The following is a 24256-nucleotide window of genomic DNA, read 5'->3' as shown; positions in this document are numbered from 1 at the left end:
CTGCACAGTCGACATCAATGTTGAATGTCACTCCGTCTTCGCGAGCAAGCCCGCTCCCACATTGGATTTGTGTCGGGTCAAACAGCGGCGTTATAGAACTGCTCGCTGCTCTTCTGCTCAACCAGTGCCTGCTCAATAGCCGCCTGATGCACCTCGTCCGCGTGCTCTTCGCGCGCTTCCGGCAGAATCCCCAGGCGCGAGAACAGTTGCATGTCCTTGTCAGCTTGCGGGTTGGCGGTGGTCAGCAGTTTTTCGCCGTAGAAAATCGAGTTCGCACCAGCGAAGAACGCCAGGGCCTGCATCTGCTCGTTCATCGCTTCGCGGCCAGCGGACAGGCGCACGTGGGATTGCGGCATCAGGATGCGTGCGACGGCGAGCATGCGGATGAAGTCGAACGGATCGATGTCTTCGGCATTTTCCAGCGGCGTGCCGGCAACTTTCACCAGCATGTTGATGGGCACCGACTCCGGATGCTCCGGCAGGTTGGCCAGCTGGATCAGCAGATTGGCGCGGTCGTCGAGGGACTCGCCCATGCCGAGAATACCGCCGGAGCAGATCTTCATCCCCGATTCACGCACGTAAGCCAGGGTTTGCAGGCGCTCGCCGTAGGTGCGGGTGGTGATGATGCTGCCGTAGAACTCAGGCGACGTATCGAGGTTGTGGTTGTAGTAGTCGAGGCCGGCGTCGGCCAGTGCAACGGTCTGGTCCTGATCGAGACGGCCGAGGGTCATGCAGGTTTCCAGGCCCATGGCCTTCACACCTTTGACCATTTCCAGCACGTACGGCATGTCTTTGGCCGACGGGTGTTTCCACGCCGCGCCCATGCAGAAACGGGTCGAGCCGATGGCCTTGGCCCGAGCGGCCTCTTCGAGGACCTTCTGCACTTCCATCAGTTTTTCTTTTTCCAGGCCGGTGTTGTAGTGACCGGACTGTGGGCAATATTTGCAGTCTTCCGGGCAGGCGCCGGTCTTGATCGAGAGCAGTGTGGAAACCTGGACGCGGTTGGCATCGAAATGCGCGCGGTGCACCGTCTGTGCCTGGAATAACAGGTCGTTGAATGGCTGAACGAAGAGTGCTTTGACTTCGGCCAAAGACCAGTCATGACGCAGGGTTGCAGAGGTGCTGGCGCTCATGGGCGTTTCCTTTGTTTTATGCTTGGCAAGCGGCTGGGGGGACGGAATACCCACAGACGCGACACGGATGTTCGGCATATTTAAGGAAGACTCATGCGCTGTCAACCACAATACGATGGACCGGTTTACATCTGGTTAAAAAACATACAGCGCTGTTTGCTCTGTGCTGAACCGGCCGAGGAGCACATCCCGATCTGCATGGCCTGCGAAACGGAACTGCCCTGGCTTGGCGATCACTGCCAGACCTGCGCCCTGCCCTTGCCCGGCACAGGCTTGACCTGCGGCCAGTGTCTGAAACAACCGCCCGCCTTCGAACAAGTCGCCGCACCATGGTCGTACAGCTTTCCGCTGGACACGCTGATCACACGCTTCAAGCATTCGGCAAAGTGGCCGTTTGGCCGCCTGCTCGCCGATCTTCTCGCGCAATACCTGCAACATCGCTTCGACGAAGACCTGAATCGACCCGACGCACTGGTCCCGGTGCCGCTGGCCGCTAAACGACTGCGTCAACGGGGTTTCAATCAAGCCGCGATGCTCGCCCGCTGGCTCGGCGCCCATCTGGACATTCCTTGCGACGAAACGCTGCTGCTGAGGATTCAAGACACCAGCGCACAGCAGGATTTGAATGCCGAGGCCCGCAAAAAGAACCTGCGCAACGCGTTCTCCCTGACACCCGGCGCGCAGATCAAGGGCCGCCATTTGGCGTTGGTGGATGACGTGCTGACCACCGGCGCCACGGCGCAAGCCCTTGCCCGGCTGCTGATGGACGCAGGGGCCGCGCGAGTCGACGTCTACTGCCTGGCCCGTACACCCAAACCGGGTGACGGCTGACTGAATGCTTTCCAGTGTGGGAGCGGGCTTGCTCGCGAAGAGGCCGTCACATTCAACGTCAATGTGACTGACCCACCGCCTTCGCGAGCAAGCCCGCTCCCACAGGGTTTTGCGCCTGACTTGACTACCGAGTTGCAAGCGGCCAACGTCTTCATCATTGTCACCATCCAAAGCACCTCGCCATGTCCTTGCCTACGTTGTTGTCCCAGCACATTGTCCGTCGTCCGCAGCGCATCGCGTTGCTGCAACACATCGCCGAACAAGGCTCGATCACCCGTGCCGCGAAAAGCGCGGGCCTGAGCTACAAAGCGGCGTGGGACGCCATCGACGAGCTGAACAACCTGGCGCAGAAGCCGCTGGTGGAACGTAGCGTCGGCGGCAAGGGCGGCGGTGGCGCAAAACTTTCCAGCGAAGGACTGCGCGTGTTGCGCCTTTATCAAAAGCTGCAAGTCCTCCAGACCCAAGTGCTGGAGGCAGCCGAAGATGCCAGCGATCTGGACCTGCTCGGTCGCCTGATGCTCCGGACCAGCGCGCGCAATCAACTGCACGGCAAGGTTGTCGAGATTGAAACTCAGGGGCGCAACGACCGGATCCGCCTCGAGCTGGCCGAAGGGTTGAATATTGATGCGCAGATCACCCACGACAGCACCCTGCGCCTGGAGCTGGAAACCGGCACCGAGGTGGTCGCCTTGATCAAGGCCGGTTGGCTGGACGTGCTGGCTATCGAGCAACACGCAACACCCGGCAACAATTGCCTCGCCGGCGTTATCGAAGAAATTCTCGACGCCGAAGACGGGCCTAGCGAAGTACGCATCAGCCTGCCCAATGGCCAGACGCTGTGCGCCTTGGCCGAACCGCTGCACTTGCACACCCACGGGCTGACCGCTGACAAACCGGTGCTGGTGCAGTTTTCGCCCTCCAACGTCCTGCTGGGCACTCCGCTCTGAAACAAAAGCGTCATGTCGGCTCACTAAGGTGACTGCAAAAACCCGCAGGGAGCCTGATGTGAGCCTATTAGAAGAAAACCAGTCCACCGACCTCGAAAAAATGGTCGGCCTCAGCCGCCGTGGCTTCATCAGCGCCGGCGCCCTTTGCGGTGCCGCCATGTTCCTCGGGGGCAACCTGCTGAGCCGCAGCGTCATGGCCGCGAGCGTCAGCGCCGGCACCAGCAAACTGTTGGGTTTCGACAGCATCCCCGCCGCCACCAGCGACGCCATTACTTTGCCGGCCGGTTACAAATCCTCGGTGCTGATCAGCTGGGGCCAGCCGCTGCAAAAGAACGGTCCAGCCTTCGACCCGAGTGGCAATGCCACGGCCGAGCATCAGGAAGTCCAGTTCGGTGACAACAACGACGGCATGAGCCTGTTCGAGTTTCCCGGTGAAAAAGACCGGGCGCTGATGGCGATCAATAACGAATACACCAACTATCGCTACCTCTACGCGCATGGCGGCATGCCGCAATCGGCCGAAGAAGTGCGCAAGGCGCTGGCCTGCGAAGGCGTGTCGGTGATCGAAGTGCAGCGCAAGAATGGCCAATGGCAGTTCGTCCAGGGCTCGCGCTACAACCGTCGTATTCACGGCAACGCGCCGATCAGCCTGAGCGGACCGGCCGCCGGCCATGAACTGCTGAAAACCAGCACCGACCCGCACGGCAAGAATGTCCTCGGCACCTTCCAGAACTGCGCCAACGGCAAGACGCCGTGGGGTACGTACCTGACCTGCGAAGAAAACTTCACCGACTGCTTCGGCAGCAGTAACGCAGAACAGAAATTCGACGCAGCACAAAAACGCTACGGCGCGGTGGCGGCCAGTAAAGAGATCAACTGGCACCAGCACGACGAGCGTTTCGACCTGGCGAAGAACCCGAACGAACTCAACCGTCACGGCTGGGTGGTGGAAATCGACCCGTTTGATCCGCAATCAACCCCGGTCAAGCGCACGGCCCTGGGCCGCTTCAAGCATGAAAACGCCGCCCTGGCAGAAACCCATGACGGCCACGCCGTGGTGTACATGGGCGACGATGAACGCGGCGAGTTCATCTACAAGTTCGTCAGCCGCGACAAGATCAACCATAAAAACCCCAAGGCCAACCGCGACCTGCTCGACCACGGCACCTTGTACGTAGCGCGCTTCGACGCCGGCGACGGCCATGCCGATCATCCGAAAGGCCAAGGTGAGTGGGTCGAGCTGACCCATGGCAAAAACGGCATCGACGCCAGCAGCGGTTTTGCCGATCAGGCCGAAGTGCTGATCCACGCACGCCTCGCCGCCAGCGTGGTGAAAGCCACACGCATGGACCGTCCGGAATGGATCGTGGTCAGCCCCAAGGACGGCCAGGTCTATTGCACCCTGACCAACAACGCCAAGCGCGGCGAGGATGGCCAACCGGTGGGCGGGCCAAACCCGCGCGAGAAGAACGTCTACGGGCAGATCCTGCGCTGGCGCACCGACCGCGATGATCACGGCTCGAAAAGCTTTGCCTGGGACCTGTTTGTGGTCGCCGGCAACCCAGGTGTCCACGCCGACACGCCGAAGGGTGGTTCGGCAAACATCACGCCGCAGAACATGTTCAACAGCCCGGATGGCTTGGGCTTCGACAAGGCCGGGCGGTTGTGGATTCTCACCGATGGCGACTCGAGCAATGCCGGTGATTTTGCCGGCATGGGTAACAACCAGATGCTGTGTGCGGACCCGGTGACCGGGGAGATCCGTCGGTTCATGGTCGGGCCGATTGGTTGTGAAGTGACCGGGATCAGTTTCTCGCCGGATCAGAAGACGTTGTTTGTCGGGATTCAGCACCCGGGGGAGAACGGCGGGTCGACGTTCCCGGAGCATCTGCCGAATGGCAAGCCGAGGTCTTCGGTGATGGCGATTTCCCGTGAAGATGGCGGGGTCGTCGGCGCCTGATCTGGCTTCTTCGCGAGCAAGCCCGCTCCCACATTGGACCTTGTTGTTCACACTATTTGTGACACACCCTCGATCAAATGTGGGAGCGGGCTTGCTCGCGAAGGCGGCCTCCCAAACACCACTCATCTCAAGCCCACCCCCTAAAGCCCCCCCGTCTGCGCTACCATGCTTGGCCGGACGCGGCAGCCTGCTGCGCGCAGGAGTCAGCATGGCCCACCCGTTTGCAACCCTCACCCCAGACCTCGTACTCGATGCCGTCGAAAGCATCGGCTTTCTCAGCGACGCGCGCATTCTGGCGCTCAACAGCTACGAGAACCGCGTCTATCAAGTCGGCATCGAAGACTCCGAGCCGCTGATCGCCAAGTTCTACCGCCCGCAGCGCTGGACCAACGAAGCAATTCTCGAAGAACACCAGTTCACCTTCGAACTCGCCGAATGCGACGTGCCCGTGGTCGCGCCGATGATTCACAACGGCGCCAGCCTGCACGAACACAACGGCTTTCGTTTCACCCTGTTCCCGCGCCGTGGTGGCCGTGCGCCGGAGCCGGGCAATCTCGATCAACTCTATCGCCTGGGCCAGTTGCTCGGTCGCCTGCACGCCGTGGGTTCCACCAAACCGTTCGAGCACCGTGAGGCGCTGGGCGTGAAGAACTTCGGTCACGACTCGCTGACCACCCTGCTCGAAGGCAACTTTGTCCCCAAGAGTTTGCTACCCGCCTACGAGTCCGTGGCCCGCGATCTGCTTAAGCGAGTCGAAGAGGTCTACAAGGCCACGCCGCACCAGAACATCCGCATGCACGGCGACTGCCACCCCGGCAACATGATGTGCCGCGACGAAATGTTCCACATCGTCGACCTCGATGACTGCCGCATGGGCCCGGCAGTGCAGGACATTTGGATGATGCTGGCTGGTGACCGCCAGGAATGCCTCGGCCAATTGTCGGAATTGATGGACGGCTACAACGAGTTTCACGATTTCGATCCACGAGAACTGGCGTTGATCGAACCGCTGCGCGCCTTGCGCCTGATGCACTACAGCGCCTGGCTCGCCCGTCGCTGGGACGATCCGGCGTTCCCGCACAGCTTTCCGTGGTTCGGCAGTGAACGGTATTGGGGTGACCAGGTGCTGGCGTTGCGTGAGCAACTTGCAGCACTCAACGAAGAACCACTCAAACTTTTCTGACAACCACAGATCCCCTGTGGGAGCGGGCTTGCTCGCGAAGACGGACGGTCATTCACCGATGATGTCGACTGTACTGACGCCTTCGCGAGCAAGCCCGCTCCCACATTGGTCCGCGACCATTCCTGGAAATCTCCTTACAATCCCCCTCTTTGTTAGCTGCCTAAGCAAGGATTCTGCATGCAAGCTGCCAACCCGCGTCGCGGGTACATTCTGGGCCTGAGTGCCTACATCATCTGGGGACTGTTCCCGCTCTATTTCAAAGCCATCGCCAGCGTGCCCGCCGTGGAGATCATCATCCACCGCGTGCTCTGGTCCGCGTTGTTCGGCGCCCTGTTGCTGATGGTGTGGAAACATCCCGGCTGGTGGCGCGAGTTGCGTGACAACCCGAAACGCTTGGCGATCCTGGCCCTGAGCGGCACGCTGATCGCGGCCAACTGGCTGACTTATGTGTGGTCGGTGAACAACGGGCGGATGCTTGAGGCCAGCCTCGGTTACTACATCAACCCGTTGGTGAACGTGTTGCTGGGGATGTTGATCCTCGGCGAACGGCTGCGGCGCATGCAGTGGCTGGCGGTGGGTCTGGCGGCGGTCGGCGTGGCGCAACAGGTGTGGCAAGTCGGCAGCCTGCCATGGGTGTCGCTGGTGCTGGCGTTGACGTTTGGTTTCTATGGATTGATCCGCAAACAGGCACCGGTCAAAGCACTGCCCGGGCTGGTAGTGGAAACGTGGATGCTGGTGCCGATTGCGGTCGCATGGCTGCTGTTCAACCCGACGGCGGCCAGTGCGCAACCGGAGTTCTGGACCACCTCCGAAGCCTGGTGGCTGGTCGCCGCTGGCCCGGTCACGCTGGTGCCGCTGATCTGTTTCAACGCCGCCGCGCGGCATATACCCTACACAACCTTGGGATTCCTCCAGTACCTGGCGCCAACACTGGTGCTGCTGCAAGCCGTTCTGCTGTTCGACGAACACTTGAATTCCAGCACACTGGTCGCGTTCATCTTTATTTGGGCAGGCCTGGCGGTTTACAGCGTTGATGCGTGGATAAGTCTGCGCCGTCGCAGCTGATCAAAAAACACACAAAACTCTACAGACCACGTTCCTCGTGGCCTGCATCGATCCTTCCCAAGGTTATCCACAGCGTGATCCCCGGCGTTTGTGCGCAACTCGTTGAAACTGATGGTTTTTTGATCAGATCCTGAAGAGGCCCGGCCGGCGTGGGCTGGCGGGCTGTCTCTACAGGTTATCCACAGGCAGGTGCACGTTTATCTTGGATAAGCCTGTCAAGGCTCGCTGCGCAACACCAGTTCGACCATTAAATCGTCCGCCAGGGTTTCCAGGCGCGACTGCAAGACGTCCAGCGACAAGGTCAGTGGCACGGCGAGAATCGCCTCGGCATGGAACAGCGGCTCGCTGCTCATCGGCGCCGGCCGCACTTCAGTCACCAGCCTTTCCAGGTTCACCCCTTGCTCGCTGAGCAGACGGGTGATGTCGCGCACGATCCCCGGACGATCGTTGCCCACCAGTTCCATTGCGATCGGCTTCCAGGTGCAGGACTGTTCGATGCCGCTTTCGGCAATCAGGACGCGAATGCCTTGAGCGGACAATGCCTGTAGGGCATCGACCAATTCATCGTAGGCCTCGGCCGGCACCCCCACCCGAAGAATCCCGGCGAACTGCCCGGCCATGCGCGACATACGGCTTTCCAGCCAGTTGCCGCCGTGCTCGGCAATGCACTGGGCGATGCGCTCGACCTGCCCAGCCTTGTCCGGAGCAAACACTGTGAGTACGAGGTGGTCCATGGCGCAGCCCTCTTTTGTTATAGAAACAGAAGTATAGGCAAGGGGAACATTGTGGCGAGGGGGCTTGCCCCCGTTGGGGCGCGAAGCGACCCCCTGCATTTATCCAGATACACCTGACGACTGCTGCGCAGCCGAACGGGGGCAAGCCCCCTCGCCACAAAAGGTCAGCGTTCAGCCAACAAATTCAAAGCGCCATAGCAGCGCCACGAAGATTATGTGTACAAGTTTTTATATTTAACTGGAACAATCCAATGGTTTTTTGAGAACATCCCGCCCCCCGACATGACTGCAATGCGTCATGGGGTCGCAGAACGACGTAATTAGTCTAATTTTCACAAGCGCAATTCATCATGTAGTATGCCGCAGCGCGCACTACATAACGTTGGATCGATGTCTGCCACCGGCACACTCGCAACCCTGAAAAGCCCTGTCAGCAAGGCCTCCAAGCCGTTGATCGGACCGAACCCAGCCGCCCGCAAGGGCATGTACTGGCGGACGGGTTTGTGGTTTAAATGGCCAGAGGCTTCATTGTCAAAATTGAAGAGCTGAAAAGCGAAATAGCTGAGCAGAGTGAGGCAAGCAATGACTGAACACGTTCAAGTCGGTGGCCTGCAGGTCGCCAAAGTCCTGTTCGACTTCGTGAACAACGAAGCCATTCCCGGTACCGGCCTCACCGCCGATAAGTTCTGGGCCGGTGCTGACAAGGTCATTCATGACCTGGCGCCGAAGAACAAAGCCCTACTCGCCAAACGCGATGATTTCCAGGCTCGTATCGACGGCTGGCACCAATCCCGTTCCGGTCAACCGCACGACGCCGTGGCCTATAAAGCCTTCCTGCAAGACATCGGTTATCTGCTGCCAGAAGCGGCCGATTTCCAGGCAACGACGCAAAACGTCGATGACGAAATCGCCCGCATGGCCGGCCCACAGCTCGTGGTCCCGGTCATGAATGCCCGTTTCGCACTGAACGCCTCGAACGCCCGCTGGGGTTCGCTGTACGACGCGCTCTACGGCACCGACGCCATCAGCGAAGCTGACGGCGCGGAAAAAGGCAAAGGCTACAACAAGGTTCGCGGCGACAAAGTGATCGCCTTCGCCCGCGCCTTCCTCGACGAAGCCGCGCCATTGGCGGCCGGCTCCCACGTCGATTCTACCGGCTACAAAATCGTTGATGGAAAACTGGTGGTCGCCCTTAGAGGCGGCAGCAACACCGGCCTGCGCAACGACGCTCAGCTGATCGGCTTCCACGGCGACGCCAGCGCGCCGACCGCGATCCTGCTGAAGAACAACGGCCTGCACTTCGAAATCCAGATCGATGCCAGCACCCCGGTCGGCCAGACCGATGCTGCCGGCGTCAAAGACATCCTGATGGAAGCCGCGCTGACCACCATCATGGACTGCGAAGACTCCGTCGCCGCCGTTGATGCCAATGACAAAGTGGTGATCTACCGTAACTGGCTCGGCCTGATGAAGGGCGACCTGTCAGAAGAAGTCTCCAAGGGTGGTCAGACCTTTACCCGAACCATGAACGCCGACCGCACCTACACCGGTGTCGATGGCAACGAACTGAGCCTGCACGGTCGTTCGCTGCTGTTCGTGCGTAACGTTGGCCACTTGATGACCATCGACGCCATCGTCGACAAAGACGGCAACGAAGTGCCGGAAGGCATTCTCGACGGTCTGGTGACCAGCCTTGCCGCGATCCACAGCCTGAACGGCAACAGCTCGCGCAAGAACAGCCGCACCGGTTCGGTCTACATCGTGAAACCGAAGATGCACGGCCCGGAAGAAGCCGCGTTCACCAACGAGCTGTTCGGTCGCATCGAAGACGTACTCGGTCTGCCGCGCAACACGCTGAAAGTCGGGATCATGGACGAGGAGCGCCGCACCACGGTCAACCTCAAAGCCTGCATCAAGGCGGCCAGCGAACGCGTAGTGTTCATCAATACCGGTTTCCTCGACCGTACGGGCGATGAAATCCACACCTCCATGGAAGCCGGCCCGATGGTGCGCAAGGCCGACATGAAGGCCGAAAAATGGATCGGTGCCTACGAGAACTGGAACGTCGATATCGGTTTGAGCACCGGCCTGCAAGGTCGCGCGCAGATCGGTAAAGGCATGTGGGCGATGCCCGACCTGATGGCGGCGATGCTCGAACAGAAAATCGCCCACCCACTGGCCGGCGCGAACACTGCCTGGGTTCCATCGCCGACCGCCGCAGCGCTGCACGCGTTGCACTACCACAAGGTCGACGTGTTCGCCCGGCAGGCTGAACTGGCCAAACGTGCGCGCGCCTCGGTGGACGACATCCTGACCATTCCGTTGGCAGTCAACCCGCAGTGGACTGCAGAACAGATCAAGAACGAACTGGACAACAACAGCCAGGGCATTCTCGGTTATGTGGTGCGCTGGATCGACCAGGGTGTGGGTTGCTCGAAAGTGCCGGACATCAACGACGTCGGCCTGATGGAAGACCGTGCAACGCTGCGTATTTCCAGCCAGCACATCGCCAACTGGCTGCGTCACGGCATCGTCACCGAAGCGCAAGTGATGGAAAGCCTCAAGCGCATGGCGCCGGTGGTTGACCGTCAGAACGCCAATGACGCGCTGTACCGCCCTCTGGCCCCGAACTTCGACAGCAACATCGCCTTCCAGGCGGCGGTCGAACTGGTGGTTGAAGGCACGAAACAGCCGAACGGCTACACCGAGCCGGTTCTGCACCGTCGTCGTCGCGAGTTCAAGGCTGCCAATGGCCTGTAACTAGTCGCTGACGCGGGACAAAAAAAAGGCCCTGATCGAAAGATCAGGGCCTTTTTATTTGCAAATTCGATTCCTTGTAGGAGTGAGCCTGCTCGCGATGGCGGTGTGTCAGTAAACATTTATATCGACTGGTACGGCCTCATCGCGAGCAGGCTCACCCCTACAGGGGGGATGTGTGATTCAAGGCTCGATTCCCAGCTCACGCTTGACCAGCCCCAACAACATCTCGGTGTCGATAGGCTTGAGCAGAAAATCCACCACGCTCAAATGCATCGCCGCAATGGCGTCTTTCACGTCTGCATCGCCGGAAACAATGATGATGGGCAAGGCCGCACGAACCGACTCTCGCACCTGACGGATAAGGTCCAGGCCATCGACATTGCCCATGCGCAAGTCGGTGATCACCAGACCGATTGAAGGCTTTTTCACTTCCTCTTCCGCAACCAGCAACTTGAGTGCGCTTTCACCACTGGCAGCGGTCATGCAGCGAATACCGACCAGTCCAAGAATCTGCGACAACAACTCGCGTGCATCTTTATCGTCGTCGACGATCAGCACTCGCTGCGGCGGCAAATCGGGTTCGAGCATGACGGCACTCAGCGCCTCGCGCTCGGCATCACTCAAAATATCTTGGTCGGACATGGCGTTCTCTACAGTTTCAATTCAATCCCCTAGCTCAATCGTCAGACACCGCTAAGCAGACCATCAATGTGCACTTCGTCGGAAAATTTTCCTATACCCAATGTAGGGTTTTTTTCGCGCAAATGTGTCAGACATTTCCTAACTTCCGACACCCGCATCGCCTACCTAGACTTACGTCCAATGGGCACTCCGCACGCAGGGGCGGACGATGGCAGCGTCATCCGACAACAACAATTCAAAAAGACTGCGGTAATGGTTATGAGTAAAGCGGACGCCTTCACACAGGCAGGGAAAACCGCCGTATTGCAAAACATCCAGGGCACTTTGCAATTCCTTCAGCGTTTCCCGCCCTTCAATCAGATGGAACACGCTCACCTGGCGTACCTGGTTGAACAATGTCAGCTGCGTTTTTATGCCCCCGGCGACAGCATCATCAAGCCCGCCGATGGCCCGGTTGAACATTTCTACATCGTCAAACAGGGCCGTGTCGTTGGCGAACGCCCGCACACGGCCAAGGGTGGCACCGAAACCACGTTTGAAATCACCACGGGGGAATGCTTCCCCTTGGCCGCGTTGCTGGGTGAACGGGCGACCCGAACTGAGCACTTGGCCGCCGAAGACACGTTTTGCCTTCAACTGAACAAATTGGCGTTCATCAAACTGTTCGCGCTTTCCAGCACCTTTCGCGACTTTGCCCTGCGCGGCGTCAGTAGCTTGCTTGACCAGGTCAACCAGCAAGTCCAGCAAAAAGCCGTGGAAACCCTCGGCACGCAGTACTCGCTGAACACGCGCCTGGGCGAATTGGCCATGCGCCACCCGGTGACCTGCAACCCGGCGACGCCGCTGCGTGAAGCGGTGACGCTGATGCACGAGCAACAGGTCGGCAGCATCGTCGTGGTCGATGAACACAAAGCCCCGCTGGGGATCTTCACCCTACGCGACCTGCGCCATGTGGTGGCGGCCGGCACCAACGACTTCAACGAAGCCATCGAGCGGCACATGACCCAGGCGCCGTTTTTCCTGTCGCCGGACCACAGCGCCTTCGACGCGGCCATCGCCATGACCGAGCGGCACATCGCTCACGTCTGCCTGGTGAAAGATCAGCGCCTGTGCGGTGTGGTCTCGGAACGCGACCTGTTTTCCCTGCAACGGGTGGATCTGGTGCACCTGGCGCGGACGATTCGCAGTGCCCAGCGCATAGAAAACCTGGTGCTGATGCGCGGCGAGATCGGCCAACTGGTCGAACGAATGCTGGCCCATGGCGCGTCGTCGACGCAGATCACCCACATTATTACCCTGCTCAACGACCACACCGTGTGCCGGGTGATCGAGCTGACCCTCGCCGACAAAGGCGACCCCGGCGTGCCGTTCAGTTGGTTGTGCTTCGGCAGCGAAGGCCGCCGTGAGCAAACGCTGCACACCGATCAGGATAACGGCATTCTGTTCGAGGCCCGGGACGCCGCGCATGCCGCCGAGATTCGCGGCAAGCTGTTGCCGATTGCCCAGCAGATCAACCAGAGCCTGGCGCTCTGCGGCTTCACGTTGTGCAAGGGCAACATCATGGCCGGCAACCCGGAGTTGTGTTTGTCGCGGGCCGAATGGGCGCGACGGTTTGCGGCGTTTATCCGCGAAGCGACACCGGAGAGCCTGCTGGGTTCGAGCATTTACTTCGACCTGCGCGTGGTCTGGGGCGACGAGCAAGGGTGCGAGCAACTGCGTCGCGGGATCCTTGATCAGGTCGGTGCTAACCGGCTGTTCCAGCGGATGCTGGCCGAGAACGCCTTGCGCAATCGGCCGCCGGTGGGGCGTTTCCGTGAGTTCGTGCTGGCGCGCAAGAACGGTGAAAAAGCCACGCTGGACCTCAAGGTGCAGGGGCTGACACCGTTCGTCGATGGCGCACGTTTGCTGGCATTGGCCCACGGAATCGAGACCAACAATACCCTGGAGCGATTTCGCCAACTGGTGGCCAAGGAAATCATTCAGCCGCTGGACGGGGCCGCCTATGAAGAGGCGTATCACTTCATCCAGCAAACCCGCATGCAGCAGCATCAACTGCAAACGCGGGAGAACTTGCCCTACTCCAACCGGGTCGATCCGGACAGCCTCAATCATCTGGACCGACGGATCCTGCGCGAATCCCTGCGCCAGGCTCAACGTCTGCAAAGCAGCCTGACCCTGCGGTATCAGTTATGAGCCTGTTTTCATGGCTGCGCCCGGCCACCCCGCTGTTGACGGAGGAGTTGCAGCAACGACTCAAGCGCTTGCCGGTGGTGGCCGAGCTGGGTGAATGCAGCCTGCGTGAACAGCGCTGGGTGGTGCTCGACCTGGAAACCACCGGGCTGAACCTGAACAGAGATCGGGTGTTGTCCATTGGTGCCGTGGTGATCGAGGACGGCGCCATCGACTTCAGCCAGCAGTTCGAACGCACGCTGCAATGCGCTGACATGAAGCTGGCGCCCAGTGTGCTGATTCATGGCCTCGGCCCCAGCGCCATTGCGGCCGGCAGCGACCCGGCGCAGGCCTTGCTCGATTTCATGGAGTTCCTCGGCGACAGCCCGGTGTTGGCGTTTCATGCACCGTTCGATCAGCACATGCTGGGCCGCGCGCTGAAAGACCACTTGGGCTACAAGTTGGCCCATCCGTTTCTGGATGTCGCAGACATCGCCCCGCTGCTATGCCCGCAGGCGCAGATTCGCGAGGCCGGGCTGGATGAGTGGATCGACTGGTTCAAGCTGGAAGTGTTCGAGCGGCATAACGCCAGTGCCGACGCGTTGGCGACGGCGGAGTTGGCGTTGATCCTGTTCAGTCGCGCGCGGCAGCAGCAGATTCATAGCCCGTTGAACTTGCAGCAGCGGGTGAGCCAGTGGAAACGCCGGCAGCATGCGCCTTCCTTCTAACAATGCAGTGATTGTTCTGGCCCCATCGCGGGCAAGCCATGCTCCTACAGATCAACCGCCCCCCACCGTAGGCGCATGGCTTGCCCGCGATGAACGATAACGCCGTCGAACTGGATACTTAACGCCCCATCCACCCGACCAGCGCCAATTGCTTACCTTCCCCGCCTCTGCCACAATCGCGAACAATTCTCGTTAGTTAACACTTCCCAATCGGTGATGCTGCGTGTCGTCAATCCAAAGCCCCCACAGTGAGCTCGTTGGTGCGTTATATCGCGACCATCGAGGTTGGCTATTGGCCTGGCTGCGACGCAACGTAGCGTGCCCGCAACGTGCCGAAGACCTGAGCCAGGACACCTTTGTGCGGTTGCTGGGCCGCGATGAGCTGAAAGAACCTCGCGAGCCGCGGGCGTTCCTGGTAGCGATTGCCAAGGGCCTGCTGTTCGACTACTTCCGCCGCGCCGCGCTGGAACAGGCCTACCTCACCGAACTGATGCTGATCCCTGAAGGCGAACAACCGTCGGTCGAGGAGCAGCAGTTGATCCTCGAAGACCTCAAAGCCATCGACCGCTTGCTGGGTCAGCTGTCGAGCAAGGCTCGCGCCGCGTTTCTCTATAACCGCCTCGACGGCCTCACCCATGCCGAAATCGCCGAACGACTCGGCGTCTCGGTGCCGCGTGTCCGGCAATACCTGGCCCAAGGGATTCGTCAATGCTACATCGCCTTGTACGGTGAGCCGGTATGAGCCCGGTCAGTTCCAAACCGGTGTCGGCCAAAGTGCTGGACGCGGCGATTGCCTGGCAATTATCCCTGGATTCCGGCAGCCCGGTGGAGCGCGAAGCATTCAGCCAATGGCACGCAGCCCACGAGGAACATGCCCGCGCCTGGCGCCAATTGGGCATGCTCGACCAGCGCTTCAGCGTTGCCAACGGCCCGGCCCGTACGGCGTTGCTGCAATCGCGTGAAAGCATTCGCCGACGCGTTCGCAAACTGGGCAGCGGCGTCGCCAGTGTTGTCGCGGTGATCGGGCTGGCCCTGTTCGCTGGTGATCGATATCTGCCCGTCAACTATTGGCTGGCCGACCAGCGCACCGCCACCGGTGAGCAACGTACCCTGCGCCTGGCGGACGGCACGCTGCTCAACCTCAATACCCACAGCGCCGTGGACATCCGTTTCGATGAGAAGCAACGGCGAATCGTCCTTCAGGAAGGCGAAATCCTCGTCGAGACCGGTCACGGCGATGCCCGGCCGTTTATCGTCGAAACCCGCGAAGGCAGCATGCGCGCACTCGGGACGCTGTTCCTGGTCAAGCGCGAGGAAGAAGGCACGCGCCTGAGCGTGTTGAAGTCCGCTGTCGCGGCGCATCCCGAGTCGAGTCCTGAAGAACAGATTCTGCACGAAGGCCAGCAAGTGCTGATGCGCGGCAATGGTCTGGGGCCGATTGTTGCCGTCAATGCCGGCGCCGATGCGTGGACTCGCGGCATGCTGGTGGTCGACAACGCCCGCCTGGAAGACTTGGTGCATGAACTCGGTCGTTATCGGCGCGGGCACCTGGGGATTGCCCCCGAGATTGCCGACCTGCGGATCACAGGGAGCTTCCCGCTGCATGACACCGATAAAGCCTTGAGCGCCCTGTTGCCAACGCTGCCGGTGCAGATCGAACAGCACACACCGTGGTGGGTGACGGTGGCGAAGGCTGATGCCAAGCCTTAAGTCCTGCGGTGTCTGAGCGGTCGCCTTCGCGAGCAAGCCCGCTCCCACATGAGTTCTCCAGTGTTCACAAGATATGTAGTCACAGGAGATCAAATGTGGGAGCGGGCTTGCTCGCGAAGAGGCCGGCAGCCTCAATCAATTACTGAATCGAAATTATTTTCATCCAGCCCTATCACTTTTCAATTCTCGTCCGGCACCTAAGCAATTGAGAAATATTTCCATTCAGGAGCCGCCGTATGTCCCGTTCGCTAGACACCTTGTTGCGCCCCAGTTTGCTGGCAATCGCCATTGCCCTTTGCACCCCTCTGGCCAGCACTCAGCTGATCGCCGCTGAACAAGCCTCCAGCGTTCACGCCTACAACCTGCCGGCCGCGCCATTGGCCAGCACCCTGAACCAGATCGCCAGTCAGGCCGGCCTGGCGCTGTCGCTGAATCCATCCCTGGCCGCAGGCAAGACCTCGGCGCCGGTGAAAGGTCAGTTCGACGCGGCCGCCGCCCTGCGTGAAGCCTTGCGCGGCACCGGTCTGCAACTGGAACAAAGCAGCGCCGGCACCTACAGCCTGGTGGCCATTCCCGAGGGCACACTGGCCCTGCCGGAAACCGCCGTGATCGGTGTGGAAAATACCGAAAGCGCCTGGGGCCCGGTAGACGGCTACCTCGCCAAACGCACCGCCGCCGGCACCAAGACCGACACCGCGCTGGTCGAAGCACCGCGCTCGATTTCCGTCGTGACTCGCGAGCAAATGGACGACCGCAACGTCCAGAACCTCGATGACGCCGTGCGCTACATGCCCGGCACCACCGCCAGCAGCTACGGCAGCGACACCCGCGCAGACTGGTTGCGGGTGCGCGGTTTTGAACCGACTCAGTTCCTCGACGGCCTGCCACTGCCCAAAGGCGTGTATGCCAACCCGAAACAGGAAACCTGGAACCTAGATCGCCTCTCCGTGCTGCGCGGTCCGGCGTCATCGGTGTACGGCCAGACCCCGCCGGGAGGCTTGCTCGACATGGTCAGCCGCCGTCCGACGGCCGTGGATAGCCATGAGATCGAGGTGCAATACGGCAGCGACAATCAGCGTCAGATCAACTTCGCCAGTACCGGCAAGATCGATGACGAAGGTCAGTTTCTCTATGGCCTGAGCGGTGTGGTGCGCGACAGCGACACGCAGATCGACCACGTCGAGAACAAGCGTTACAACATCGCGCCGAGCCTGACCTGGAACATCGACGAAGACACCCGGTTCACCTTGCTCACTCAGTTCACCCGTGACGATACCGGCATCACCAGCCAGTTCCTGCCGGTGCAAGGCACCAAAATCGACATGCCATTCGGCGATATTTCCCATCACAAGAACCTCGGTGATCCGGACTGGGAATATTACGATCGCACCTACTACGCGCTGGGTTATGCGTTTGAACATGGCCTGAACGACGTCTGGCAATTCCGGCAGAACCTGCGTTACACCAAGTCGGACCTGTCGTTCCAGGCCATCACCGTCGGTTCGTATCCATTCTTCCAGGTGGATGACGCCGGCAACGTCGACCGCACCACCACCAGCGTCGATGAAGACATCAGCCAGTTCGCCGTGGACAACAACTTCCAGGCCGACTTCGCGACCGGTGAAGTGAATCACACCGTGCTGCTGGGTCTTGACCACCAGCGCAGCAACACCAACTACACCTCGATCTTCGGCAGCGCGCCGCCGATCAACGTCAACAACCCGATCCATGGCTTGCCGATCGAGCGTCCGGCGCGTTCCACCGCGTTCTACGATTACGACCAGAAGACCTACCAGACCGGCCTGTACGTGCAGGATCAAATGGCCCTCGACCAATGGCGCCTGACCCTCGGCGGCCGTGAAGACTGGGTGCACACCGGCACCAAGTTCTTCAACAAGGGCGATGCCACCAACACCGAGCGCGACAAGAACTTCAGCGGCAACGCGGCGATCAGCTACGTATTCGACTCGGGCTTTGTGCCGTACCTGTCGTACGCCGAATCCTTCCAGCCGACCACCGGTGCAGCGGCCTCGTCCACTGAATCGTTCAAACCCACCGAAGGCAAGCAGTGGGAACTGGGCATCAAGTACCAGCCGCCTGGCAGCAACACCCTGCTGACCGCTGCCATCTACGACCTGACCCAGAAAAACGTCTCGGTCACCACCACCGTCGGCGCCACGCCGATCACCAGCCAGACCGGTGAAGTCAACGTCAAAGGCCTGGAACTGGAAGCGATTTCCGACGTGACGGAAAACCTCAAGCTCATCGCCGCGTACACCCTGGCCAAATCCGAAGTGCAGGATGGCGACTTCAAGGGCAATCGCTTGCAACTGATGCCTAACCAACAGGCCTCGCTGTGGACTGACTACACCTGGCACAACGGCGTGCTGGACGGCTTCGGCGTTGGTGCCGGCGTTCGCTACACCGGCAATACCTACGGCGACCAGGCCAACACCGAACTGGGCAAGGCCGATGCCTACACCGTGTTCGACGCCGCCGTTCATTACGACCTCGGCCGCCTGGACAACACCCTGAAAGGCGCGTCCCTGGCCCTGAACGCTACCAACCTGTTCGACAAGGACTACATCTCCACGTGCGACAGTTTCTACTGCTACTACGGCGACCAACGCAGCGTCGTCGCCAGTGCAACCTACAAATGGTAATCGTCTGACCTGACATGCCCCAAAACCAGGCCGTCCTCTTCAGGACGGCTTTGGTCTTTCTGAAGGCCTGGAAATGAAAAGTAAAACAATTCGCCGCTGGTCCTTTGTCCACACCTGGACCAGCCTGATCTGCACGGTCTTTTTGCTGATCTTGGCACTGACCGGATTGCCGTTGATCTTCCACCACGAGATCGACCACCTGCTGGGCGATGCTGCCGAGTTGAAGTCGATGCCGGCGGACACACCGAGGCTGGATTTGCAGCAGTTGGTTCAGGTGGCTGAAAAACATCGCCCTGGCGAGGTCATGCAGTATTTCGGTTTTGAAGACGATGAGCCCAACGGCGCCGTTACGATCATGGCGGCAACCGCCGGCACCGAGCCGAACTCGTCGCACACCTTCATGCTCGACACCCGCACCGGCGAAGCCGTGGAAATGCCCTCGGCCAACGGCGGTTTCATGATGGTCATGCTGCGCCTGCACGTGGACATGTTTGCCGGTCTGCCGGGCAAGTTGTTGCTGGCGTTCATGGGGCTGATGTTTGTGGCCGCCATCGTTTCCGGGACCGTGCTGTATTTGCCGTTCATGCGCCGCTTGAAGTTCGCCACCGTGCGCCAGGACAAATCCACCCGCCTGCGCTGGCTGGATCTGCACAACCTGATCGGTGTGGTGACGCTGACCTGGGCGCTGGTTGTCGGCGTGACAGGCGTCATCAGTGCCTGCGCCGACCTGCTGATCGCCGCCTGGCGCAACGACAGCCTGACCGCGATGGTCGCACCGTACCGCGACGCACCACCGCTGACGCACCTCGCTCCGGCGAGCCGTTTGCTCGACATCGCCGAAGAAGTTGCGCCAGACATGACGCCTGACTTCATCGCCTTCCCCGGCACGCGGTTTTCCAGCGAACACCATTACGCGGTGTTCATGAAAGGCAGCACCCACCTGACGTCGCACTTGCTGACACCGGTTCTGATCGACGCCAGCACCCTGCAAGTCACCGCCGTGGCTGAACGGCCGTGGTACATGGACGCCATGGGTATGTCGCAGCCGCTGCACTTCGGCGATTACGGCGGCATGCCGATGAAGATCCTGTGGGCGACGCTCGATGTGCTGACCATCATCGTGCTCGGCAGCGGGGTTTACCTGTGGGTGGTGCGGCGCAAAGCAGCAAAACCTGTGCTAGAACCCACCGAGGCTCAAGCATGAAGCCACGGCAATCGAACTTCTGGAAAGTCTTCAGCACCCCCACAGTGATCGCCCTGCTCAGCGCCGCCGGGTTGTTCGCTGCGCTTTTGGGTGATGGCGTGTGGGATGCCCTGAGCTGGCTCGGCCTGGGCGTGCCCGCCTTCTTCGCCCTGCGCGGCCTCTTGCAACGCCACTGATCTGTGTAGGAGTGAGCCTGCTCGCGATGGCATCACCTCGGTTTATCTGAAAGACCGCGTTGCCCGCATCGCGAGCAGGCTCACTCCTACAGGCTAGGCTTACTCACTTAGTCATACGATGACGCCCTCTCCCTCCCGCCGCTTCTCCCTTCACAACCCCTGACATATTTGTTGACAGTTTTACCCTTGCGCTCCTATAAAGGCGCATGTTGTACGACAACCTACAACAAATGACTCAACACCAAAATCCAAAAATAATCCTGGTGAAGCAATGAAAGTCAAAGGCATCCGCTGGTGGATGGTCGGTCTGGTGACGGCCGGCCTGATGGTCAACTACCTGGCTCGCAATACCCTCTCAGTGGCCGCCCCGACCCTGATGAGCGAAATGAACATCTCCACCGAGCAGTACTCGCACATCGTCGTCGCCTGGCAGGTGTGCTATGCGCTGATGCAACCGGTGGCCGGCTACATCATCGACGCCATCGGCACCAAAATGGGCTTCGCGATTTTCGCTTTCGCGTGGTCGATTGCCTGTGCACTCGCCGCGCTGGCCTCTGGTTGGCAAGGACTGGCATTTGTCCGGGGCCTGCTCGGTCTGACAGAAGCGGCAGGCTTGCCCGCAGCGGTCAAAACCTCCACCGAATGGTTCCCGGCCAAAGAGCGCTCGGTGGCGATCGGCTGGTTCAACATCGGCTCATCGTTTGGCGCCTTGCTGGCGCCGCCTCTGGTGGTCTGGGCGATTCTGCACAGCGGCTGGCAACTGGCGTTCCTGATTGTCGGCGGCCTGGGCGTGGCCTGGACCTTTCTGTGGATGATCCTCTACAAGCACCCACGAGACCAAAAGCTCCTGAGTGACACCGAGCGCGACTACATCCTCAGCGGCCAGGAAGATCACTTCAAAGAAGCGACCCCGAAAAAAGGCAGCTGGAAGAAGATCATCGGCAGCCGCAACTTCTACGCCATCGCCAGCGCCAGGATGCTCTCCGAGCCGGCCTGGCAGACATTCAACGCGTGGATCCCGCTGTACCTGATGACCGAACGCCACATGAACATCAAAGAGATCGCGATGTTCGCCTGGCTACCGTTCCTGGCGGCCGACCTGGGTTGCGTACTCGGCGGTTACCTAAGCCCGTTCTTCCACAAGCACCTCAAGGTGTCGCTGTTTACCTCGCGCAAAATGGTCATGTTGTTCGGCTGTTTGTGCATGATCGGCCCGGCCTGCATCGGCCTGGTGGCCAGCCCGTACACTGCCATTGCGCTGCTGTGCATCGGTGGTTTTGCGCACCAGACACTGTCCGGCGCGTTGTATGCGATCACCTCCGATTCGTTCGGCAAAAATGAAGTGGCCACGGCCACCGGCATGGGCGGGATGTTTGGTTACCTTGGCGCTGCGGCGTTTACCCTGGTGTTTGGCGTGATGGTGACCAAGATCGGCTACAGCCCGCTGTTCGTGGTGCTGGCGATTTTCGACATCGTGGCGGCGTTCATCGTCTGGACCGTGGCCCGTGAACTCAAGTCTCAGGCCGCTCCTGGCCCACAAGGCACATTGCAACCTGCTGCCTGAATTCGCCCTCCTTGTGGGAGCGGGCTTGCTCGCGAAAGCGGTGTGTCAGTCGCCGATGTACTGACTGACAGATTGCATTCGCGAGCAAACCCGCTCCCACAGGGTTAGGGTGAACTTGAGCTATCGGGTCAACGCGCTATGCTGCCCGACACTGCCACCGACCGAGACGTTGCCATGTCCGCCCCCAGCATGACCCTTTACCACAACGCGTTATCGCCCTTCGTTCGTAAAGTCATGGTGCTGCTGCACGAGACCGGTCAGACCGGCCGCGTGGCGCTGCAGGACTGCGTGCTCACGCCGGTCAACCCGGACCTGTCACTCAACGAAGACAACCCGCTGGGCAAAATCCCCGCCCTGCGCCTGGCCGATGGCAACGTCATCCATGACAGCCGGGTGATCCTCGATTACCTCGATCACCAGCACGTCGGCAACCCGCTGATTCCGCGCGAAGGCTCGGCCCGCTGGCGGCGCCTGACCCTGGCCTCTTTGGCCGACGGGATCATGGACGCGTCGGTGTTGGTTCGTTACGAGATGGTCCTGCGCGACCCGCAGAAGCATTGGGTCGAGTATCTGGATGCCCAGCGCGACAAGATTCGTCGCGGCTTGGCGTTGCTGGAAAAAGACGCGATTGCCGAGCTGACCAGCCATTTCGATGTCGCGGCGATCAGCGTTGCCTGTGCGTTGGGCTACATCGACTCGCGCCATCCGGATCTGGAATGGCGCGAGGCGAATCCGCAGTTGGCGGCTTGGTACTTTGAGGCGAGTCAGCGGCCTTCGATGTTGGCGACGATGCCTAAGGTTTAGGTCTTCGCTGACTGTCAGGGCCCCTTCGCGAGCAAGCCCGCTCCCACATTTGATCGTCCGTGCCTGCAATTTTTGCGCTCACTGGAGATCTAGTGTGGGAGCGGCGGTGCGACGATTCGACTTGCTCGCGAATGGACCACACCGGATCCACTGTAAACAACACCGCAATCAGCGTCGCCAAAACCTCCCCCTGACGCTGATCCTCACGCAACCCTATCGACCGGCTCATTCCACCGCCCCCAGATCAAACGCCAGAGGCTTAGCACTCTTCTGCCCAATCCCGTACCAGTCCAGCTTGCGGGTCAACACCATGAACACCCCGAGCAACCCGAACAGCAACAACGAACCCATCAACAGCGCGTAATCCTCGGCACTCAACAAGCCGTAGAGCAAGCCGTACAACGCCGCCAACCCCGCCGAAAAACTCAGGCCATGCCGCACGCTGCGCAGCACGTGGCAGACATAAAATCCGATCAACAACACACAACCCGCCGACGACAACAGATACGCCAAGGCAAAGCCGATGTGTTCAGACAGCGACAGCAACAACAAATAGAAAAACGCCAAGGCCACGCCAACCAGCGCGTATTGCACCGGGTGTACCGCCAGGCTTTTCAGCACTTCGAACAGGAAAAAGCCAGCGAAGGTCAGGACGATGAACAGCAAGGCATATTTGATCGCCCGATCACTCTTCAGATACTGATCCACCGGATCGATAAAGCTCACGCCGAAGCTGCGCCCGTTGTACGCCTCGCAACCACCGCCGGACACGCAACTGCTCAGCGCTTCTTGCAGGTTGGTGGAGAAGAATGAGGTCTGCCAGTTGGCCGTAAAACCTTGATCGGTGACTTCACGCTGGGCCGGCAGGAAGTTGCCGATGAAGCTCGGATGCGGCCAGTTCGCGCTCAGCGAAACTTTGCTGGTCTTGCCCACCGGCAAAATCTGCAACTGCCCGGTGCCCTGCAACCGCAGGTCAAAACCGAAGGCCAGCTCCGTGATTTGTTTTGTGTCCAGCGCTGGCAACGTCACGTGCACGCCTTCACCCAGCCAGCCCACCTGACTGCCCGGAACGAAGTCCAGAGCCTGGCCGTTCAGGTCCAGTTTCAACGCATTTTCGATGCCCCGAATGTCGCTGATGCCCACCGCAAGGAACGGCTGGTCGAACCGGTAATCCGCGAAGTCTTCCTTGATGCCCAATTGCGCCGGAACCGAGAAATGCCCGCTGATATGGTTTTCTGCGTGGAACAGGCGCGCCTCATAAATGCCTCGCGAACGCAGTTCAGTCTGGATCTGGCCATCGAGCTCGAAACGTTCTGGAAGGAAGTACAAACGACCGCGCTCTTCACCGACGTCCTGGTAGCGCTGGTTGGTTTTCTCGTTGAGCTTCCAGGTGCGCACCACTTTGCGATACGGCACCACCATCAGCGGGCCGCTCAGTTGCTGGCTGAAGCTGGAACTGCGGGCGATGTCTTCGAGCACCCCGTCACGCAGTAGCTGACGGTCCTGGATGATGCCGTTGATCATCAAGAGCGGGATCAGTAACAACAGAATCAGAAGGGCAATGGCCCCGAGTTTAATGGTCAGGCTGCGGTTCATGGGACTCTCCCTGTTTGGATGGGGAGAGTCTGGGAGGGCCGTGTGGGGGATTTATGGGGGGAATGTGGAGATTATGTGGAGACTGGACCGGCCCCTTCGCGAGCAAGCCCGCTTGTGTCTTGCGCAGGAATTAGACTGGTGATGAGAGCGGTGAGTGGCAAGCTGAACGCCCGGAGTGCTTAAAGCACGTGTGGGAGCCCACGCTGCCATTCACCCCTCCACTCTGGTTATTGAGCCCGAACAGTTGAACGAGCCTACCTCGAACAGTTACAAGCGTGGAGCCCAGCCAGAGCGCTCTCACCTTTGAGTGTAAGAGGGTTTGGCTATGTTTTCCTGCGCAGGCATCGACGTTTCTAAAGACAACCTTGAAATCCGGATCAATCCGCA

General features: G+C 60.2%; 19 protein-coding genes. 15 read left to right on the top strand and 4 right to left on the bottom strand.

Translation table 11 applies throughout. From position 1 onward, the window contains the following. Positions 1–77: 77 nt before the first annotated feature. Positions 78–1133 (bottom strand): biotin synthase BioB, encoded by a 1056-nt coding sequence (bioB, locus tag EAH78_RS29455; RefSeq protein WP_140671555.1) that lies wholly within the window; start codon positions 1131–1133, stop codon positions 78–80. A gap of 93 nt (positions 1134–1226) precedes the next feature. On the opposite strand from bioB, the gene EAH78_RS29450 reads away from it, so the two are divergent. From EAH78_RS29450 to rarD, 5 genes are all read left to right on the top strand, one after another. Beyond that, positions 1227–1964 carry a ComF family protein gene (locus EAH78_RS29450; RefSeq protein ID WP_140671553.1) on the top strand — a complete coding sequence of 246 codons (738 nt, stop codon included), beginning with the start codon at positions 1227–1229 and terminating at the stop codon, positions 1962–1964. Between the two features lie 182 nt (positions 1965–2146). Continuing rightward, positions 2147–2911, top strand: coding sequence for a TOBE domain-containing protein (locus EAH78_RS29445; RefSeq protein ID WP_140671551.1), 765 nt, complete (start codon positions 2147–2149; stop codon positions 2909–2911). A 58-nt stretch (positions 2912–2969) separates the two neighbouring features. Beyond that, entirely contained in the window at positions 2970–4871 is a 1902-nt protein-coding gene (locus EAH78_RS29440; protein WP_140671549.1) for a PhoX family protein, read from the top strand. 208 nt (positions 4872–5079) lie between these two features. Beyond that, positions 5080–6054 carry a serine/threonine protein kinase gene (locus EAH78_RS29435; protein ID WP_123433055.1) on the top strand — a complete coding sequence of 325 codons (975 nt, stop codon included), beginning with the start codon at positions 5080–5082 and terminating at the stop codon, positions 6052–6054. Positions 6055–6231: 177 nt separating this feature from the next. After that, entirely contained in the window at positions 6232–7119 is an 888-nt protein-coding gene (gene rarD, locus EAH78_RS29430; protein ID WP_140671546.1) for an EamA family transporter RarD, read from the top strand. 215 nt (positions 7120–7334) lie between these two features. Here rarD and EAH78_RS29425 read toward each other — a convergent pair whose 3' ends face one another. Then, positions 7335–7853 (bottom strand): glycine cleavage system protein R, encoded by a 519-nt coding sequence (locus EAH78_RS29425; protein WP_027926687.1) that lies wholly within the window; start codon positions 7851–7853, stop codon positions 7335–7337. Positions 7854–8435: 582 nt separating this feature from the next. Between EAH78_RS29425 and EAH78_RS29420 the strand changes: the two genes are divergently transcribed. Further along, complete coding sequence (locus EAH78_RS29420) at positions 8436–10613, top strand: malate synthase G (RefSeq protein ID WP_140671544.1); 2178 nt, start codon at positions 8436–8438, stop codon at positions 10611–10613. Positions 10614–10793: 180 nt separating this feature from the next. On the opposite strand, the gene EAH78_RS29415 is transcribed toward EAH78_RS29420, so the two are convergent. Then, positions 10794–11255: a response regulator gene (locus EAH78_RS29415; protein WP_140671542.1), complete on the bottom strand. Its 462-nt coding sequence runs from the start codon at positions 11253–11255 to the stop codon at positions 10794–10796. A gap of 252 nt (positions 11256–11507) precedes the next feature. On the opposite strand from EAH78_RS29415, the gene EAH78_RS29410 reads away from it, so the two are divergent. The 9 genes from EAH78_RS29410 (at position 11508) to EAH78_RS29370 (ending at position 22273) form a co-directional block, all read left to right on the top strand. Beyond that, the gene (locus tag EAH78_RS29410; RefSeq protein WP_140671540.1) at positions 11508–13448 is read left to right on the top strand and encodes a putative nucleotidyltransferase substrate binding domain-containing protein; all 1941 of its coding nucleotides are present in this window, start codon (positions 11508–11510) and stop codon (positions 13446–13448) included. Beyond that, positions 13445–14152 carry a 3'-5' exonuclease gene (locus tag EAH78_RS29405; protein ID WP_140671538.1) on the top strand — a complete coding sequence of 236 codons (708 nt, stop codon included), beginning with the start codon at positions 13445–13447 and terminating at the stop codon, positions 14150–14152. Before EAH78_RS29410 ends, EAH78_RS29405 begins: the two co-directional genes overlap by 4 nt. 223 nt (positions 14153–14375) lie before the next feature. After that, a complete protein-coding gene (locus EAH78_RS29400) occupies positions 14376–14894 on the top strand; it encodes an RNA polymerase sigma factor (RefSeq protein WP_123433049.1) in 519 nt (172 codons plus the stop codon). Then, entirely contained in the window at positions 14891–15862 is a 972-nt protein-coding gene (locus tag EAH78_RS29395; protein ID WP_140671536.1) for a FecR domain-containing protein, read from the top strand. The genes EAH78_RS29400 and EAH78_RS29395 overlap by 4 nt, the downstream gene beginning before the upstream one ends. A 236-nt stretch (positions 15863–16098) precedes the next feature. Continuing rightward, on the top strand, positions 16099–18525 hold the full coding sequence (locus tag EAH78_RS29390) for a TonB-dependent siderophore receptor (RefSeq protein ID WP_140671534.1): 2427 nt from the start codon (positions 16099–16101) through the stop codon (positions 18523–18525). Between the two features lie 73 nt (positions 18526–18598). After that, complete coding sequence (locus tag EAH78_RS29385) at positions 18599–19729, top strand: PepSY-associated TM helix domain-containing protein (RefSeq protein ID WP_140671532.1); 1131 nt, start codon at positions 18599–18601, stop codon at positions 19727–19729. Then, a complete protein-coding gene (locus tag EAH78_RS29380; protein ID WP_140671530.1) occupies positions 19726–19905 on the top strand; it encodes a hypothetical protein in 180 nt (59 codons plus the stop codon). The genes EAH78_RS29385 and EAH78_RS29380 overlap by 4 nt, the downstream gene beginning before the upstream one ends. Positions 19906–20176: 271 nt before the next feature. Continuing rightward, the gene (locus EAH78_RS29375; RefSeq protein WP_140671528.1) at positions 20177–21469 is read left to right on the top strand and encodes an MFS transporter; all 1293 of its coding nucleotides are present in this window, start codon (positions 20177–20179) and stop codon (positions 21467–21469) included. 174 nt (positions 21470–21643) lie between these two features. Then, entirely contained in the window at positions 21644–22273 is a 630-nt protein-coding gene (locus EAH78_RS29370; RefSeq protein WP_140671526.1) for a glutathione S-transferase family protein, read from the top strand. 225 nt (positions 22274–22498) lie between these two features. On the opposite strand, the gene creD is transcribed toward EAH78_RS29370, so the two are convergent. Then, the gene (gene creD / locus EAH78_RS29360) at positions 22499–23869 is read right to left on the bottom strand and encodes a cell envelope integrity protein CreD (RefSeq protein ID WP_140671521.1); all 1371 of its coding nucleotides are present in this window, start codon (positions 23867–23869) and stop codon (positions 22499–22501) included. Positions 23870–24256: the final 387 nt, after the last annotated feature.

It is taken from the genome of Pseudomonas arsenicoxydans (genome assembly GCF_006438915.1).
Taxonomy (GTDB): domain Bacteria; phylum Pseudomonadota; class Gammaproteobacteria; order Pseudomonadales; family Pseudomonadaceae; genus Aquipseudomonas; species Aquipseudomonas arsenicoxydans_A.
Note: the sequence above shows the minus strand (reverse complement) of the source record. Positions and strands in the feature narration are given on the sequence as shown.